The organism is Streptomyces sp. NPDC048297 (genome assembly GCF_043201585.1).
Lineage (GTDB): Bacteria > Actinomycetota > Actinomycetes > Streptomycetales > Streptomycetaceae > Streptomyces.
The window spans coordinates 56,881-71,639 of sequence record NZ_JBICZA010000037.1; the positions used below are offsets into that span (position 1 = coordinate 56,881).

The 14,759-nt window shown below is 71.3% G+C and carries 17 protein-coding genes, 1 pseudogene and 1 riboswitch; of the genes and pseudogenes, 11 read left to right on the forward strand and 7 right to left on the reverse strand.

Annotated features, from left to right (window positions below):
• The first annotated feature begins 108 nt into the window (after window positions 1-108).
• Window positions 109-1,236 (forward strand): 8-amino-7-oxononanoate synthase, encoded by a 1,128-nt coding sequence (locus tag ACGFYV_RS31515; protein ID WP_393881921.1) that lies wholly within the window; start codon window positions 109-111, stop codon window positions 1,234-1,236.
• A gap of 173 nt (window positions 1,237-1,409) precedes the next feature.
• On the opposite strand, the gene ACGFYV_RS31520 is transcribed toward ACGFYV_RS31515, so the two are convergent.
• Together ACGFYV_RS31520 and ACGFYV_RS31525 are read right to left on the reverse strand one after the other, a co-directional pair.
• Window positions 1,410-1,634 carry a DUF397 domain-containing protein gene (locus ACGFYV_RS31520; protein WP_393881922.1) on the reverse strand — a complete coding sequence of 75 codons (225 nt, stop codon included), beginning with the start codon at window positions 1,632-1,634 and terminating at the stop codon, window positions 1,410-1,412.
• Window positions 1,635-1,643: 9 nt separating this feature from the next.
• Window positions 1,644-2,504 carry a helix-turn-helix domain-containing protein gene (locus tag ACGFYV_RS31525; RefSeq protein WP_393881923.1) on the reverse strand — a complete coding sequence of 287 codons (861 nt, stop codon included), beginning with the start codon at window positions 2,502-2,504 and terminating at the stop codon, window positions 1,644-1,646.
• Between the two features lie 212 nt (window positions 2,505-2,716).
• Here ACGFYV_RS31525 and ACGFYV_RS31530 point away from each other — a divergent pair, with 212 nt between their 5' ends.
• Window positions 2,717-3,175: an ATP-binding protein gene (locus ACGFYV_RS31530; protein ID WP_393881924.1), complete on the forward strand. Its 459-nt coding sequence runs from the start codon at window positions 2,717-2,719 to the stop codon at window positions 3,173-3,175.
• Window positions 3,176-3,259: 84 nt separating this feature from the next.
• Here the strand turns inward: ACGFYV_RS31530 and ACGFYV_RS31535 are convergent, their stop codons facing one another.
• The gene (locus ACGFYV_RS31535; RefSeq protein WP_393881925.1) at window positions 3,260-4,183 is read right to left on the reverse strand and encodes a LysR family transcriptional regulator; all 924 of its coding nucleotides are present in this window, start codon (window positions 4,181-4,183) and stop codon (window positions 3,260-3,262) included.
• Between the two features lie 84 nt (window positions 4,184-4,267).
• On the opposite strand from ACGFYV_RS31535, the gene ACGFYV_RS31540 reads away from it, so the two are divergent.
• Window positions 4,268-4,912, forward strand: coding sequence for a LysE family translocator (locus tag ACGFYV_RS31540; protein WP_393881926.1), 645 nt, complete (start codon window positions 4,268-4,270; stop codon window positions 4,910-4,912).
• Between the two features lie 82 nt (window positions 4,913-4,994).
• Here the strand turns inward: ACGFYV_RS31540 and ACGFYV_RS31545 are convergent, their stop codons facing one another.
• From ACGFYV_RS31545 to ACGFYV_RS31555, 3 genes are all read right to left on the reverse strand, one after another.
• Window positions 4,995-5,468 (reverse strand): C40 family peptidase, encoded by a 474-nt coding sequence (locus ACGFYV_RS31545; RefSeq protein ID WP_393881927.1) that lies wholly within the window; start codon window positions 5,466-5,468, stop codon window positions 4,995-4,997.
• 3 nt (window positions 5,469-5,471) lie between these two features.
• Window positions 5,472-5,694: riboswitch (cyclic di-AMP (ydaO/yuaA leader) on the reverse strand.
• Between the two features lie 341 nt (window positions 5,695-6,035).
• Window positions 6,036-6,344: a hypothetical protein gene (locus ACGFYV_RS31550; RefSeq protein WP_393881928.1), complete on the reverse strand. Its 309-nt coding sequence runs from the start codon at window positions 6,342-6,344 to the stop codon at window positions 6,036-6,038.
• 7 nt (window positions 6,345-6,351) lie between these two features.
• Window positions 6,352-6,999, reverse strand: a complete 648-nt coding sequence (locus ACGFYV_RS31555; protein ID WP_393881929.1) for an ATP-dependent Clp protease proteolytic subunit — start codon at window positions 6,997-6,999, stop codon at window positions 6,352-6,354.
• Between the two features lie 85 nt (window positions 7,000-7,084).
• On the opposite strand from ACGFYV_RS31555, the gene ACGFYV_RS31560 reads away from it, so the two are divergent.
• The 8 genes from ACGFYV_RS31560 to ACGFYV_RS31595 all read left to right on the forward strand — a co-directional run bounded on the left by ACGFYV_RS31560 (window position 7,085) and on the right by ACGFYV_RS31595 (window position 14,239).
• Complete coding sequence (locus ACGFYV_RS31560) at window positions 7,085-7,372, forward strand: type II toxin-antitoxin system Phd/YefM family antitoxin (protein ID WP_393881930.1); 288 nt, start codon at window positions 7,085-7,087, stop codon at window positions 7,370-7,372.
• A gap of 357 nt (window positions 7,373-7,729) precedes the next feature.
• Entirely contained in the window at window positions 7,730-8,032 is a 303-nt protein-coding gene (locus tag ACGFYV_RS31565; RefSeq protein WP_393881931.1) for an urease subunit gamma, read from the forward strand.
• Window positions 8,033-8,042: 10 nt separating this feature from the next.
• On the forward strand, window positions 8,043-8,354 hold the full coding sequence (locus ACGFYV_RS31570) for an urease subunit beta (protein WP_393881932.1): 312 nt from the start codon (window positions 8,043-8,045) through the stop codon (window positions 8,352-8,354).
• Window positions 8,347-10,068: an urease subunit alpha gene (locus tag ACGFYV_RS31575; RefSeq protein ID WP_393881933.1), complete on the forward strand. Its 1,722-nt coding sequence runs from the start codon at window positions 8,347-8,349 to the stop codon at window positions 10,066-10,068. Before ACGFYV_RS31570 ends, ACGFYV_RS31575 begins: the two co-directional genes overlap by 8 nt.
• Before the next feature lie 10 nt (window positions 10,069-10,078).
• Window positions 10,079-10,753, forward strand: coding sequence for an urease accessory protein UreF (locus ACGFYV_RS31580; RefSeq protein ID WP_393881934.1), 675 nt, complete (start codon window positions 10,079-10,081; stop codon window positions 10,751-10,753).
• 171 nt (window positions 10,754-10,924) lie between these two features.
• Window positions 10,925-11,602 carry an urease accessory protein UreG gene (gene ureG / locus ACGFYV_RS31585; RefSeq protein ID WP_393881935.1) on the forward strand — a complete coding sequence of 226 codons (678 nt, stop codon included), beginning with the start codon at window positions 10,925-10,927 and terminating at the stop codon, window positions 11,600-11,602.
• Window positions 11,599-12,477, forward strand: a complete 879-nt coding sequence (locus ACGFYV_RS31590; RefSeq protein WP_393881936.1) for an urease accessory protein UreD — start codon at window positions 11,599-11,601, stop codon at window positions 12,475-12,477. Before ureG ends, ACGFYV_RS31590 begins: the two co-directional genes overlap by 4 nt.
• Before the next feature lie 148 nt (window positions 12,478-12,625).
• Window positions 12,626-14,239 carry an alpha/beta hydrolase gene (locus ACGFYV_RS31595; RefSeq protein ID WP_393881937.1) on the forward strand — a complete coding sequence of 538 codons (1,614 nt, stop codon included), beginning with the start codon at window positions 12,626-12,628 and terminating at the stop codon, window positions 14,237-14,239.
• 116 nt (window positions 14,240-14,355) lie between these two features.
• Here ACGFYV_RS31595 and ACGFYV_RS31600 read toward each other — a convergent pair.
• A pseudogene (locus ACGFYV_RS31600) lies at window positions 14,356-14,667 on the reverse strand (lysophospholipid acyltransferase family protein); the annotation flags it as partial.
• Window positions 14,668-14,759 lie beyond the last annotated feature (92 nt).

The following is a 14,759-nucleotide window of genomic DNA, read 5'->3' on the forward strand; positions in this document are numbered from 1 at the left end:
GAGAGTGTGTACAACGGAGACGGTTCACCGTGTGGGTATTGCCACATCATGGGCGGGCGGTCGTACCGCTAGTGTCTGTCCGCTACCTACAAAAGCATCGGAGGACACATGGCGTTCGGGTGGATCGACGAGCAGGCCGAGGCGCGCCGCCGCGCCGGTCTCGTACGGACCCTGCGCCCGCGTCCGGCCGACTCGCCGCTGCTGGACCTCGCGAGCAACGACTACCTGGGCCTCGCCCACCATCCGGAGGTCGCCGAGGGCGCGGCACAGGCGGCGCGGACCTGGGGCGGCGGCGCCACCGGCTCCCGGCTGGTCACCGGCACCACCGAACTCCACACGGAGCTGGAACGCGAACTGGCCGACTTCTGTGGCTTCGAGGCGGCCCTGGTGTTCTCCTCCGGTTATGCGGCGAACCTCGCCGCGGTCACCGCGCTGGGTCCGCACGGGTCCCTGATCGTGTCCGACGCGGGCAACCACGCCTCGCTCATCGACGGCTGCCGGCTCGCGCGGGGCACCACGCAGGTGGTCGGGCACGCCGACCCGGAGGGCGTGGCCAAGGCGCTGGGCGGGCACGAGGGGGCGGCGATCGTCGTCTCCGACACGGTGTTCTCCGTCGACGGGGACGCCGCTCCGCTGGCGGCGCTGGCCGAGGCGTGCCGGGAGCACGGGGCGGGCCTGGTGGTGGACGACGCCCACGGTCTCGGTGTGCTCGGCGACGGCGGCCGGGGTGCCGCACACGCCGTCGGCCTGGCGGGCGCGCGGGACGTGGTCGTCACGGCCACGCTGTCCAAGTCGCTGGGGAGCCAGGGCGGGGTGGTGCTCGGTCCGGCGCGGGTGATCGCCCATCTGGTCAACGCGGCCCGGACGTTCATCTTCGACACGGGGCTCGCCCCCGCGGCCGCGGGCGCGGCGCTGGCGGCGCTGCGGCTGCTGCGCCGCGAGCCGGCGCGGGCGGAACGGGCCCGCGCGGTCGCCGCCGAACTGCACGCACGTCTGTCCACCGTGGGTCTGGAAGCGGTGCGTCCGGACGCCGCGGTGGTCTCGGTGCGGGCTCCTTCCCCGGAGCAGGCCGTGCGCTGGGCCGCGGACTGCCGTACGGCAGGCCTGGCCGTGGGCTGTTTCCGTCCTCCTTCCGTGCCCGACGGCATCTCGCGGCTGCGGCTGACAGCCCGTGCGGACCTCTCCGGGGCCGAGATCGAACGCGCTGTACGAGTGATCGACGAGGCGCGACCATGAGTCGGCGTGACACGGTCGGGCATCGTCTGGAATTGATCCGGATTGATCTGAACTGATCCTCGCCGATCGGTAAGGGCCGGCAAGGGTCCGTATGGGCCTTCAGGGGTCTGTGGGGGTCCGTGGGGGACGGCTCCGTAGGGGTCGGTTCCGTAGGGGTCAGGGGCGGTCGGTGTTCATCGGAGCGAGGTCAGGAAGCCCGCCCAGCTCTCGGGGGAGAAGAGCAGCGCGGGTCCGGCCGGAGCCTTGGAGTCGCGCACGGCGAGCAGTCCGGCCCCGGGGCCGGAGCGCGGCCGTGCCGTCTCCACGCAGTTGTTCGCTCCCGTGCTGTAGCTGCTGCGCAGCCAGCGCACGTCGTGCAGATCGGTACTGGCAGAGACGTTCCGAGGCAGTGCTGTCATGGTGCCTCCTTACGCGCCGTCAGCTATTCCGGCGATGTAATCCAACGAGTCCTCGGGGGAAAGGGCGTGGATCCGAAGGGAGTCGAAGGCCTCCGAGTAGGCCTGGAGGTCTTCTTTCCGTTCCAGGTAGAGGCTACTCGTCAACTGGTCGAGAACAACGACGTCCAGATCAGAAGTGCTCGGAAACGAAAAAATAACGAAAGCCCCGGTGAGGCCGATATGCGCACCCGCGCCGAACGGCAGTACCTGGAGCCGGACTTGGGGCAGAAGCGCCGCCTCCTGCAACCGGTACAGCTGCCGTGCCATCACCCCGGGACCGCCGACCTCGCGCCGCAGCACCGCCTCGTCCAGTACGGCGTCCAGCCGCAGCGGCGGTTCGGTGCGCAGCACGTCCTGCCTGGCCAGCCGTACTTCCACCAGCGTGTCCAGGCGCTCCTCGGCCATGCCCTCCACCGCCGCCCGGGTCACCGCGCGCGCGTACTCGGGCGTCTGCAGCAGACCCGGTACGACCGTGGTCTCCAGCGTGCGCATCCCGCTCGCCTGCGACTCCAGACTGATGAAGTCCCTGTAGGTGGGCGGCAGTACCCCACGGTAGGCGTGCCACCAGTGGTGCCGGTCTCCCGCGTCCTCCGAGCCCGCCAACATCATCAGCAGCTCGCGCAGTTGCCGGTCCCGCACCCCGTACGCGTCCAGGAGCAACCGCACGTCCGCGGGCTTCACGCCGCTCGCGCCGGTCTCGATGCGACTCACCTTCGACTGGTGCCAGCCCACCAGGCGGGCGGCGTCACCACTGGTGAGTTCCGCACCGGTGCGCAGAGTGCGCAGTTCGGCGCCCAGCTTGCGACGCCGGACAGCGGGACCGTTCTGCATAGGTTCCTCCTTACTCCTTCCGGGCTTCCCAAATACGGTCTCTCGTCGCAGAGTTCACCGCTTCGGGCGACAGATATATGCATATCTTGGTGGATCGCTCCCCTGACTCGCCTGGTGATGGCAGTCTGACGAAGAAGCACCAGTGCGGGACCGTACTCGAACCATCCGCTCCTCGCCGGACCGCGGTTCCGTGGGAAAGGGACGACGTCGCCATGGCAGACCACCTGGAAGCATCCGTCACTCTGCCGAGCGATCCCGCCTCGGTCTCCGCGGCCCGCTCCTACGTGGTGGGCACCCTCGCGGAGTGGGGCCTGCCGTCGGACACCGAAGTGGCCGACACCGTGCGGCTCATCGTCTCCGAACTCGCCACCAACGCCGTACAGCACACCTTCGGCCAGTCACCCACCTTCACCGTCGACATCAGCCTGGACCGCGACGAACAGCTGCGCATCGGTGTGACGGACAGTCATCCGCGCCTGCCGAAGAGACTGCCCGCGGCCGTCCAGCAGGACAACGGGCGAGGCATGGTCATCATCCGCTGGCTCACCGCCGAGTGTGGCGGCAAGCTCCGCATCCGCCCCACCCGAGAGGGCGGCAAGACGGTCTCCATCGAGCTCCCCTGGACCGTCCCGGCCGAGCCCCTCACGGCAGCGGCGCAGCAGGAGCCGTAAGAGCCCCGCCCGGCGGCCTCACCTCCCCGCGGCTCGTCCCGCCCGGCGGCCTCACGTCCTCGCGGCTCGCCCCGGCCGGCGGCCTCACGTCCCCGCCGCTCGTCCCGCCCGGCCGAACGCCCCCCGCAGCAGGGCCCGGAACGCGTCCGCGGCCGGAGCGGCCTCGTCTACGCGGTGGGCGACCGAGATCGTACGGCTCAGCCGGCCCGCCTCCAGCGCCCGCACCCCGACCGGGGTGACCGCGGTCCGCGCCACCATCTCCGGTACGACCGCCACGCCCAGCCCGGCACTCACGAGCGCGCACACCACGGCATACCCGGGAGTCGGCACCAGCAGCGCCGGCGTCGCCCCCGCCCCGGCGAGCAGGGCCTCCACCGCGCGCCGGGCCTGATGGTGCGGGGCCATGCTGATGAACGGCTGCCCGGCCAGCCCGTCCAGCGGTAGCCGGGAGGAGGCGCTGCTCAGGGCGTGACCCGGCGCCGTCACCAGGACCAACTCCTCCTCCAGGACCGGCTCCACACCGACCGAGGACGGCACCGGGGCGCTCTCACCCGGATGGTAGGTGTGGGTCAGCGCCAGGTCCACCTCACCGGCCGCCACCGCGGCGACCCCGGCCGGCGGGTCGTAGTCGGCGACCGACAGCCGTACGTCCGGATGCGCCCGGCGGAACGCGCTCAGCGCCGGCGGCAGCAGATGGACACCCGCCGTCGGGAAGGTCCCGAGCCGCAGCGCCCCGCCCGACAGACCCGTCAGCAGCGCCAGCTCGTGCCGGGCCCGCTCCAGCTCGTCCAGCACCCGGCGCGCCCGCGCCACCAGGACCTCGCCCGCCTCGGTGAGCCGGGCCCCGCGATGATGCCGGACCAGCAGAGCCGTGCCCGCCTCCCGCTCCAGCTTGGCCAGCTGCTGCGAGAGGGCCGGCGGTGTGTAGCCGAGCCGGTCGGCGGCCCGGGTGATGGAGCCGGCCTCGGCGACGGCGACCAGCGCGGCCAGCCGGTTCGGGTCGTACATGAGACCCAGCCTAAAGCAATGCTTAAGGCAGGCCGAGGGGATTCGAAATACCTGCTGAAGGCTTCCGCGGGGCACGCTGGCCCCATGGACGGACAGCTCATCGCCTTCACCGGGATCGCCGCGGGACTCGTCGCCATGCCGGGCGCCGACTTCACGGTGGTCGTACGCAACGCCCTGGTCTCACGCCGCGCCGGTGCGGTCTGCGGGCTCGGCATCGCGAGCGGCCTGCTGGTGCACACCGCGCTGGCGGTCGCCGGGGTCGCGGCCGTCCTGGTCGCCGTGCCCGCGCTGTTCCACGCGCTGCAACTGCTCGGCGGCGGGTACGTGCTGCAGCTCGGCGTGCGGACCCTGTGGTCGCTGCGCCGGCCTGCCGCCGTGCCCGGCGGGGTCCAGGCCGCCGCCGTGCCCGACGAGGTCCCGGCCGAGGTGGCGCGTCCGCTGCGGCAGGGCTTCGTCACCAACGTCCTCAACCCGAAGGCCTCACTGACCTTCCTCAGCCTGCTGCCCCAGTTCGTGCCCTCGGGCAGCCCCGCCCTGCCCAGGACGCTGCTGCTGGCGCTGATCGTGTGCACGCTGGCCCTGGTGTGGTTCCAGGCGGTGGCCCTGCTGGTGGACCGGCTCGGCCGGTGGCTGCGCCGCCCCCGGGCCGCCCGTGGACTCCAGGCGGGCACCGGGGTGGCGCTCACGGCACTGGGAGCGGCCCTGCTGATCGAGCCGCTCCTGACCTGAACCAGGCCACCTGACCTGAACCAGGCCACCTGACCTGAACCGGGTCACCTGACCTGAACCGGGTCACCTGACCTGAACCGGGTCACCTGACCCGGCCGTACCAGACGCCCTTGGTCCAGATCTTCTCCAGCTTCACCACGTCACCGGTCTTCGGGGCGTGCCAGATCTTCCCGTGGCCGGCGTAGATGCCGACGTGGTAGACGCTGGAGCCCGAGTGGAAGAAGACCAGGTCACCGGCCCGGCGGCTGCCGGACGAGATGTGACGCGTCTTGTTGTACTGCTGGGCCGCCGTTCGCGGCAGGGTCTTGCCCGCCTTCTTGAACGAGTACAGCGTCAGGCCCGAGCAGTCGAACCGGTACGGCCCGGTGGCCCCGTACCGGTACGGGGAGCCCTTCTTGGAGGCCGCGACCTGGAGTGCCTTCGTCGCCATGGTGGCGGCGGAGGCGTCGGCGGCAAGGCCCGGCACCGCGATCGAGCCGCCCACGGCGGCCAGGGTGAGCGCCGAGGCCGTGCCGGCCCGGGCCATCAGCGACGGGACACGATTGAGCGCAGTCATGCGCAACCCTTCGTCAGCCGCCTGTGAAGGATGACCTGTCGGATTCGGGCTGGCGAAGTTGCCCGGCCGCGTTGGTGCGGCTTCACCCCAAGGGCTGCTCGGCACGGCTGTCCGTCGGTGACGAACGTCCGTTCCGGCGACCCGTCTTGCTCGGGTCCTCCACTCCTGCCGATCCACTCCGTCGACCGGTCATCCGGGCGGCGGCAGGACTCGGCGTCCGCCCGGATCGCCCCGCCGCTGTGGCGGGGGCTTGTCGTCAGTCACGGATCTTCGCCCAGAGTTGTTCGAAAATCACAACGGAATCGGGGTTATGTGGCGTTACTCACCACTCGCCCGTTCGGGTGGACAGTGGGGTGTTCGAGACATCGTCAGGTCCCCTGCGTAGTCCCGGACCTGGGGCGGAGCAGCTGAAACGCGCCCCTGGAACCGTGCGAAGCGCAACCCGGGAGCGCGGGAAAAGGATCCGGAGATACACCGGTCGGCGGTCGTTCGTTCGGCCCGTTTCAACTCCGGTCCGACCGGCCCCCCGACGGGGCGGCCGGTCGTCGGACCGTGCGGGCGTCCCGGTCAGCCGACGCGGTCCGGAGGGAGCGCGACGCGCGCGGTACGGCGTTCACCGTCCAGCACCCGCAACGCCCGTGCCAGCGTGTCCCCGTGCAGCTCCGTCTCGCCCCGCCGGTGCATCAGTGCGAGCGCGTCGCGCAGTTCGGCCGCCTTGCGCACCAGGGCCTGCGCCGCGCGCAGTCCGCGGTAGGTGTCGCCGTCGCGGGCGGGATTGGTCCTGCCCAGCAGGTCGGCCACTTCGAGGTACCGGTCGATCAACTCGCCCTCGGCACGCGTCAGCGCGGGCAACGGCGGCAGTTCCTCGGGCAGCATGGACCGCTCACCTCGCGTCCGTCGCGCCGGACCCGTCGCCGCGGCTCGACACGACGCCGTCCACCAGCCCGTACGCGATCGCCGCGGGGGCGTCCAGGACCAGTTCGCGCTCCAGGTCCTGCCGCACCAGGCCGGCGTCGCGCCCGGTGTGCCGCACGAGCAGCTCCTCCATCAGTGTGCGTGCGCGGGCCAACTCCTCGGCCTGGATGAGGAGGTCGCTCGGCTGTCCGTACGCCGGCTCGGGCAGTGACGGCTGTTCGAGGACGATGCGGGCGCCGGGCAGGACGAACCGCTTGCCGGGTGTCCCGGCGGCCAGCAGCACGGCGCCCGCGGCGGCGGCCTGGCCCAGGCAGTAGGTCTGCACGTCGCAACTGACGTACCGCATCGTGTCGTAGACGGCGGTCATCGCCTGGAAGGAGCCCCCGGGGCAGTTCAGGTACAGCGTGATGTCACGGTCCGGGGCCGCGTGTTCGAGCTGCATGAACTGGGAGATGACGTCCGTGGCCGCCGTGTCGTCCAGAGGTGTCCCGAGGAAGACGATGCGGCTCTCGAACAGCTTCGAGTAGGGATCGAGCGTGCGATGCCCCGTGGTCGTGCGCTCGGTGTACTCGGGCAGGACGTGACGCATGACGTGACGGGCGGACGGTCGGGTCATGGGCGTACCCCTCCTCGCGACGGAGCCTCCGTCGGCCCCGCGTCTGTAAAAAATGTACAGGACGTACGTCACGTTAGAATGGGGCATGGCCTACGAGATTCCGGTGACGCAAGCGAGGGCTGAGCTCGCCGACCTGATCAACCGAGTGGTGTACGGCGGCGAGCGCGTCGTCGTGACCCGGCACGGCAAGCCGCTGGTCGCGCTGGTCTCCGCCGCCGACATGGAGCGGCTCGACGCGCTCGACGCCCTCGACGCGCAGGCCGGGGAGCAGGTGGTCAGTTCCGTCTCGGGGATCCGCGAGGTCGCGCCCGCGGCCCAGGAGCGGCAGCGGTTCGGCATCGCGGCGGAGCATCGCAGGCCCGGCGCTTCGTAGACAGCGGGACCTTGTGTAGCAGGCCGGACCTTGTGTAGTCGGCGGGACTTTGCGTAGCCGGGCCAGACCTTGCGTAGGCAGGCCGGATCCTTTGCAGGTGACCGGATCTGACGTCGCCTCAGCGTCGCGGCGTGACGTCGGTATGGGTGCGTCCATGGCGCGGTCATGTGTTGATCAAGGTCTGGTTAACGTCGTTGAAACTCCGGCGAACTAGCCTGCCGATCCACGCCACCAGGGGTTTGTCTGCCCGAGTTGATCACCTCTCGGGCAGTTTGTCTGTGTGTTAGACCTGCTCCGTCGCGGTGGCTGCGGCAACCGGACCCCGCACGGTCCGGAGCAAGGACTGTGAGGTGGGACGTGCAACTGACCCCGCACGAGCAAGAGAGACTGCTCATCCATGTGGCGGCCGACGTGGCCGAGAAGCGCAGGGCCCGGGGGCTCCGCCTCAACCACCCGGAAGCGGTCGCCCTCATCACGTCGCACATCCTCGAGGGCGCGCGCGACGGCCGTACCGTCGCCGAGTTGATGTCCTCCGGCCGCAAGATCCTCACGCGGGACGACGTCATGGACGGCATCCCGGAGATGATCCACGACGTCCAGGTCGAGGCCACCTTCCCGGACGGCACCAAGCTGGTCACCGTCCACGAGCCGATCATCTGAGGGGGCCGCGATGATTCCCGGAGAAGTGCTGTTCGCGGACGACCCGATCGTCGTCAACGAGGGCCGCGAGGTCACCCGGCTCACCGTGCTCAACGCCGCCGACCGGCCCGTCCAGGTCGGCTCCCACTACCACTTCGCCGAGGCCAACCCCGGACTGGAGTTCGACCGCGGGGCCGCTCGCGGCAAGCGGCTGAACGTCGCCGCCGGCACCGCCGTGCGCTTCGAGCCCGGCATCCCCGCCGAGGTCGAACTCGTCCCCCTCGCCGGCGCCCGGATCGTGCCCGGACTGCGCGGCGAGACCGGAGGTGCCCTCGATGCCTGAGATCTCCCGCGCCGCCTACGCCGACCTGTTCGGCCCCACCACCGGCGACCGCGTCCGGCTCGCCGACACCGACCTGCTGATCGAGATCGAGGAGGACCGCTCCGGCGGCCCCGGAACCTCGGGCGACGAGGCGGTCTTCGGCGGTGGCAAGGTCATCCGCGAGTCCATGGGCCAGTCGCGGGCCACCCGCGCCGACGGCACCCCCGACACCGTCATCACCGGCGTCGTCATCATCGACCACTGGGGCATCGTCAAGGCCGACGTCGGCATCCGGGACGGCCGGATCACCGGCATCGGCAAGGCCGGCAACCCGGACACCATGGACGGCGTGCACCGCGACCTGGTCATCGGCCCCGAGACCGAGGTCATCGCGGGCAACGGACGCATCCTCACCGCCGGCGCGATCGACGCGCACGTCCACTTCATCTGCCCGCAGATCGCCGACGAGGCGCTGGCCTCCGGCATCACCACGCTCGTCGGCGGCGGCACGGGCCCGGCCGAGGGCTCCAAGGCGACCACCGTGACGCCGGGCCCCTGGCATCTCGCCCGGATGTTCGAGGCGATGGAGGCCTACCCCGTCAACGTCGGCTTCCTCGGCAAGGGCAACACCGTCTCCCACGAGGCGATGCTCTCCCAGATCCGCGGCGGCGCCGTGGGTCTGAAGCTGCACGAGGACTGGGGCTCCACCCCGGCCGTCATCGACGCCGCGCTCACCGTGGCCGACCGCACCGGCATCCAGGTCGCCATCCACACCGACACCCTGAACGAGGCCGGTTTCGTCGGCGACACCCTCGCCGCGATCGCCGGCCGGGGCATACACTCGTACCACACCGAGGGTGCCGGCGGCGGACACGCGCCGGACATCATGACCGTGGTCTCGCAGCCGAACGTGCTGCCCAGCTCCACCAACCCGACCCGGCCGTTCACCGTCAACACCGCCGAGGAACACCTCGACATGCTGATGGTGTGCCACCACCTCAACCCGGCCGTCCCCGAGGACCTGGCCTTCGCCGAGTCCCGGATCCGGCCGTCCACCATCGGCGCGGAGGACGTCCTGCACGACCTCGGCGCGATCTCGATCATCTCCTCCGACTCCCAGGCCATGGGCCGGGTGGGCGAGGTGATCCTGCGGACCTGGCAGACCGCGCACGTGATGAAGCGCCGCCGGGGAGCGCTGCCCGGCGACGGGCGTGCGGACAACCGGCGGGTACGGCGCTATGTCGCCAAGTACACGATCAACCCCGCGCTCGCCCAGGGCCTCGCCGCCGAGATCGGCTCCGTCGAGACGGGCAAGCTCGCCGACCTGGTGCTGTGGGAACCCGCCTTCTTCGGGGTCAAGCCCCTGCTGGTGCTCAAGGGCGGACAGATCGCCTACGCGCAGATGGGCGACGCCAACGCCTCGATCCCGACCCCGCAGCCGATCCTGCCCCGGCCGATGTACGGCGCGATCGGACGGGCCCCGGCCGCCAACTCCCTGAACTTCGTGGCCCCTTCGGCGATCGAGGACGGACTGCCGGAGCGGCTCGGGCTCGGCAAGAGGTTCGCGGCCATCCGGTCGACGCGGGCGGTCACCAAGGCCGACATGCGGGAGAACGACGCGCTGCCGGAGGTACGGATCGACCCCGACAGCTTCGCCGTGACCATCGACGGTGCGCTGGTGGAGGCCGAACCGGCCACCGAACTGCCCATGGCCCAGCGCTACTTCCTCTTCTGACGGGCCTGCGATGTCACGGGCAGCACTTCTCGTCCTGGCCGACGGCCGCTTCCCCGCCGGAGGGCACGCACACTCCGGCGGGGCGGAGGCCGCCGTCAAGGCGGGCCGGATCACCTGTGCCGCGAGCCTGGAGGACTTCTGCCGGGGGCGGCTGCACACCGCCGGTCTGGTCGCGGCGGCCCTCGCGGCGGCGGCCGTACTCGGCGTCGACCCACGGGAGTTGGACGCTGCGGCGGACGCCCGGACACCGTCGCCGGCCCTGCGCGGCGCCGCGCGCAGGCTCGGCCGGCAGCTGATGCGGGCGGCGCGGGCGAGTTGGCCGTCTGACGAACTGTCCGCGCTGGCATGGGAGTTCCCCAAGGGGGCCCATCAGCCGGTCGTCCTCGGGGTCACCGCCCGAGCGGCCGGGCTCGCGCCCGAGGACGCGGCGTACTGCGCGGCGTACGAGAGCGTGAGCGGGCCGGCCACGGCGACGGTACGGCTGCTGAGCCTCGACCCGTTCGACGCGACGGGGGTGCTGGCGCGGCTGGCCCCGGAGGTCGATCGCGTGGTGGACCGTGCGGTGCGGGCGGCGAGAAGAGCGCGCGACGAAGGGGTCGACGCGCTGCCGGCGGCGTCGGGGCCCCTGCTGGAGATCGGGGCGGAGTGGCATGCGGGGTGGCCTGTGCGGTTGTTCGCGTCCTAGGGGCCGTCTGGAAGGCCGACCGGTGGTCATCCGGGCGGCTGTCCAAGTGGCCATCCGGGGTGCCTTCTGGGGTGCCATCCGGGGGCGCCCCCGCCGCCCTTGCCCGTTTCCCTCCCCAGGGGCTCCGCCCCTTCGACCCGCTGAACTCGTCTGCAATCTGGAGCCGCTGTCATGCATCTCGACCACACCCACCACGGCCCCGCCGCCGTCAGTGCCGACGCCCGTCGCCCCGACGGCTCGCGCCGCGCCCTGCGCATCGGGCTCGGCGGACCCGTCGGATCCGGGAAGACCGCGACCGTCGCCGCGCTGTGCCGGGCGCTGCGCGACGAACTGTCGCTGGCCGTCGTCACCAATGACATCTACACCCGCGAGGACGCGGAGTTCCTGCTCCGGGAGGCCGTGCTGCCGCCCGAGCGGATCACGGCCGTGGAGACCGGGGCCTGCCCGCACACCGCGATCCGGGACGACATCTCCGCCAACCTCGAAGCCGTGGAGGATCTGGAGGACGCGGTCGGCCCCCTGGATCTGATCCTCGTGGAGTCCGGTGGGGACAACCTCACCGCGACCTTCTCCAAGGGGCTCGTGGACGCGCAGGTCTTCGTCATCGACGTGGCCGGCGGTGACGACATCCCGCGCAAGGGCGGTCCGGGTGTCACCACCGCCGACCTGCTCGTCGTCAACAAGACCGACCTCGCGCAGTACGTCGGCTCCGACCTCGCCCGCATGGCCGCAGACGCGAAGACCCAGCGGGCCGAACTCCCTGTCGTGTTCCAGTCGTTGCGCGAGGAGCGGGGTGTCGCACAGGTGGCCGCGTGGGTGCGGGAGCGGCTCGCCGCGTGGACGGTATGACGACGACCGGGGTCCACGACGCGAGCCTGACTGGTGTGGGCAGCGCGGGCGTGATCGGTGTGCGCGGTGCGGGTTCGACCGGTGTGAGCAGCGCGGGCGTGACCGGTGTACGCGGCGCGGGCCTGACCGGCGTCCGGGCGCGGGCGCGGATCGTCGCCCGTGCCGACGGGCGCGGTGGCACCGTGCTGCCCGTGCTGGACGGCGACGGACCGCTCGCCCTGCGCCGCACCCGGGCGAGCGGTGCCGAGGCGCGGGTCATGGTGGTCGGCGCGATGAGCGGGCCGCTCGGCGGTGACCGTTTCGTGGTCGAGGCGCGGGCGGAGGAGGGGGCCCGGCTGCACATCGGGTCGGCAGCCGCCACCATCGCCCTGCCCGGACAGGCCGGGGGAGAGGCACGCTACGACGTACGGCTCGACGTGGCCGACGGGGCCGAGCTGCACTGGCTGCCCGAGCAGCTGATCTCGGCCGCCGGGAGCGAGCTGTACGTCACCACGCGGGCCGAACTCGGCGCCGGGGCACGGCTGGTGCTGCGCGAGGAGCAGGTGCTCGGGCGGGTCGGTGAGAAGCCGGGACGGCTCGGCAGTCGGCTCACGGTGCGGGTCGGGGGCCGGACCGTGCTGGATCAGGAGCTGTCCTGTGGCCCTGGGGCGCCGGGCGGATGGGACGGCCCCGCCGTGCTCGCGGGACATCGGTCGGTGGGGCAACTGGTTGTCGTACGACCGGAGTTCGGGGCCTCACCGCCTGCCGCACGGATGCTGGGGGAGTGCGCCGCGCTCGTGCCGCTCGCCGGGCCCGCCGTCCTCGTCAGCGCCGTCGCCCCCGACGCGCTCGGGCTGCGGCGATTGCTGAACGAGGCGTTGGCACTGCTGTCCTGAAAGGACCCGCCCGCGTGGTGTTCCGTTCAGCGGGACGCCGTCGTCCGTTTATCGGATTGGTAAAGAAGGTCAACGACCCCTGTTCTCAGACAGTCCACAGCCACGAGGATCCCCGAGACATTCACAACGATGTTCGGGGAGGGCCCACTTGAGGGACATCAGACCCAAGAACCGTGTGCTCGCGCTCGGTTCGGCCGGTGCGCTCGTCACCGCGACCCTGATAGCCGGTGCCGTGTCGGCGCCGGTGGCCAGTGCCAGCGCCAGTTCCAGTGCCGGCGCCGGCCACGGCCAGGACCGCGAGGCCCGCGGCGCGGCGATCGCCGCCGCGCGGGCCGAGAAGGCAGGCGTCGACTGGCAGGAATGCCCTGTCAGTTGGGGCCTGGCGAAGCCGATCCAGTGCGGCTGGGTGAGCGTGCCGCTCGACTACGCGAAGCCGGACGGCAAGCAGATCAAGCTCGCCGTCGACCGTATCGGCAACACCGGTACCCCGGCCGAGCGTCAGGGCGCGCTCGTCTACAACCCCGGCGGTCCCGGCGGCTCCGGCCTCCGCTTCCCGACCCGGGTCACGGGCAAGAACCCCGTCTGGGCCAACGTGGCGAAGGCCTACGACTTCGTGGGCTTCGACCCGCGCGGCGTCGGCCACTCCGCGCCGATCTCCTGCATCGACCCGCAGGAGTTCGTCAAGGCACCCAAGGCCGACCCGGTGCCGGACTCCGGGGCCGACAAGCTCGCGCAGCGCAAGCTGGCCCGTGAGTACGCGGACGGCTGCTACGAGCGCAGCGGCGAGATGCTGCCCCAGATGACCACGCCGAACACGGCGCGCGACCTGGACGTCATCCGTGCCGCCCTCGGCGAGAAGAAGATCAACTACCTGGGTGTCTCCTACGGCACCTACCTGGGCGCCGTCTACGGCACTCTCTTCCCGGGCCACATCCGGCGCATGCTCGTCGACAGTGTGGTCGACCCGGCGCGCGACAACATCTGGTACGAGGCCAACCTCAACCAGGACATCGCGTTCGAGGGCCGCTGGAAGGACTGGGAGGACTGGGTCGCCGCCAACGACGCCACCTTCCACCTCGGCACCACCCGCGACGCCGTCCAGGCCCAGTGGCTCAAGGTCCGTGCCACCGCGAAGAAGAGCCCCATCGGCGGGGTCGTCGGCCCGGCCGAGCTGATCTCCTTCTTCCAGAGCGCGCCGTACTACGACTCCACATGGGTGCCGGTCGCCACGGTGTTCAGCAAGTACGTCGCCGGTGACACCCAGGCGCTGATCGACGCCGCGGCCCCCGACATGTCGGACACCGCGGGCAACGCCTCCGCGGAGAACGGCAACGCCGTCTACACGGCCGTCGAGTGCACCGACGCCAAGTGGCCCACCAGCTGGGAGCGTTGGGACAAGGACAACACCCGGCTCAACAAGGACTACCCGTTCATGACCTGGGCCAACGCCTGGATGAACCTGCCCTGCGCGACCTGGCCGGTCAAGCAGCAGACCCCGGTCGACGTCCGCACCGGCAAGGGCCTGCCGCCGGTGCTCATCGTGCAGTCCACCCGTGACGCCGCCACCCCGTACGCCGGCGCCGTCGAACTGCACAAGCGCTTCAAGGGCTCCCGCCTGATCACCGAGAAGGACGCGGGCTCGCACGGGGTGACCGGCCTGGTCAACCCGTGCATCAACCAGCGCGTCGACGCCTACCTGGTCGACGGCCGGCTGGACACCTCCGACGTGACCTGCACGCCGCACGCGACGCCCAAGCCGTAACCGCACCGCTTCCGTCGCGACGAGGGGCGGGCCGGGACTCCCCGGCCCGCCCCTCACCGCTGACGTGTCCTTGACCGAGCGGCGCACGTGTCCTCGACCGACCGGCGAACGAGACCTCAACTGAGCGGCGCACGAGGAAACTTGCGCTCGCTCTTCACTTCAGCCTGCTCCGCCTTGACGACCGCCGCGTACTGGTCGACGTACTCCTGCTCGGACAGCGACAGGATCGCGTACATGATCTCGTCCGTGACGGCCCGCAGCACGGCCTTCTCGTGCTCCATCCCCGTGTAGCGGGAGAAGTCGAGCGGCTTGCCGAAGCGGATGACGACCGGGTGGATGTTCGGGATGACCTTGCCGGGCGGCTGCGCCTCGAACGTGCCGATCATGGCGCAGGGCACGACCGGTACCCCGGCCCGCAGTGCCATGAGCAATCGTCAATACCTGTGGATCGATGGATTCTCAGCTTCGGGATGACCGGAGTCGGGTGAGTCCGTCGACGGCTGCAAGCTCCTTGTCCAGG

Coding starts and splice junctions, on each gene's coding strand:
- ureG (WP_393881935.1), top strand. CDS start 10,925: ATGCATCTCGACCACACCCACCACGGCCCCGCCGCCGTCAGTGCCGAC.
- ACGFYV_RS31535 (WP_393881925.1), bottom strand. CDS start 4,183: ATGTACGACCCGAACCGGCTGGCCGCGCTGGTCGCCGTCGCCGAGGCC.
- ACGFYV_RS31580 (WP_393881934.1), top strand. CDS start 10,079: ATGTCACGGGCAGCACTTCTCGTCCTGGCCGACGGCCGCTTCCCCGCC.
- ACGFYV_RS31520 (WP_393881922.1), bottom strand. CDS start 1,634: ATGACAGCACTGCCTCGGAACGTCTCTGCCAGTACCGATCTGCACGAC.
- ACGFYV_RS31555 (WP_393881929.1), bottom strand. CDS start 6,999: ATGACCCGACCGTCCGCCCGTCACGTCATGCGTCACGTCCTGCCCGAG.
- ACGFYV_RS31525 (WP_393881923.1), bottom strand. CDS start 2,504: ATGCAGAACGGTCCCGCTGTCCGGCGTCGCAAGCTGGGCGCCGAACTG.
- ACGFYV_RS31545 (WP_393881927.1), bottom strand. CDS start 5,468: ATGACTGCGCTCAATCGTGTCCCGTCGCTGATGGCCCGGGCCGGCACG.
- ACGFYV_RS31540 (WP_393881926.1), top strand. CDS start 4,268: ATGGACGGACAGCTCATCGCCTTCACCGGGATCGCCGCGGGACTCGTC.
- ACGFYV_RS31530 (WP_393881924.1), top strand. CDS start 2,717: ATGGCAGACCACCTGGAAGCATCCGTCACTCTGCCGAGCGATCCCGCC.
- ACGFYV_RS31575 (WP_393881933.1), top strand. CDS start 8,347: ATGCCTGAGATCTCCCGCGCCGCCTACGCCGACCTGTTCGGCCCCACC.
- ACGFYV_RS31550 (WP_393881928.1), bottom strand. CDS start 6,344: ATGCTGCCCGAGGAACTGCCGCCGTTGCCCGCGCTGACGCGTGCCGAG.
- ACGFYV_RS31560 (WP_393881930.1), top strand. CDS start 7,085: ATGGCCTACGAGATTCCGGTGACGCAAGCGAGGGCTGAGCTCGCCGAC.
- ACGFYV_RS31515 (WP_393881921.1), top strand. CDS start 109: ATGGCGTTCGGGTGGATCGACGAGCAGGCCGAGGCGCGCCGCCGCGCC.
- ACGFYV_RS31570 (WP_393881932.1), top strand. CDS start 8,043: ATGATTCCCGGAGAAGTGCTGTTCGCGGACGACCCGATCGTCGTCAAC.
- ACGFYV_RS31590 (WP_393881936.1), top strand. CDS start 11,599: ATGACGACGACCGGGGTCCACGACGCGAGCCTGACTGGTGTGGGCAGC.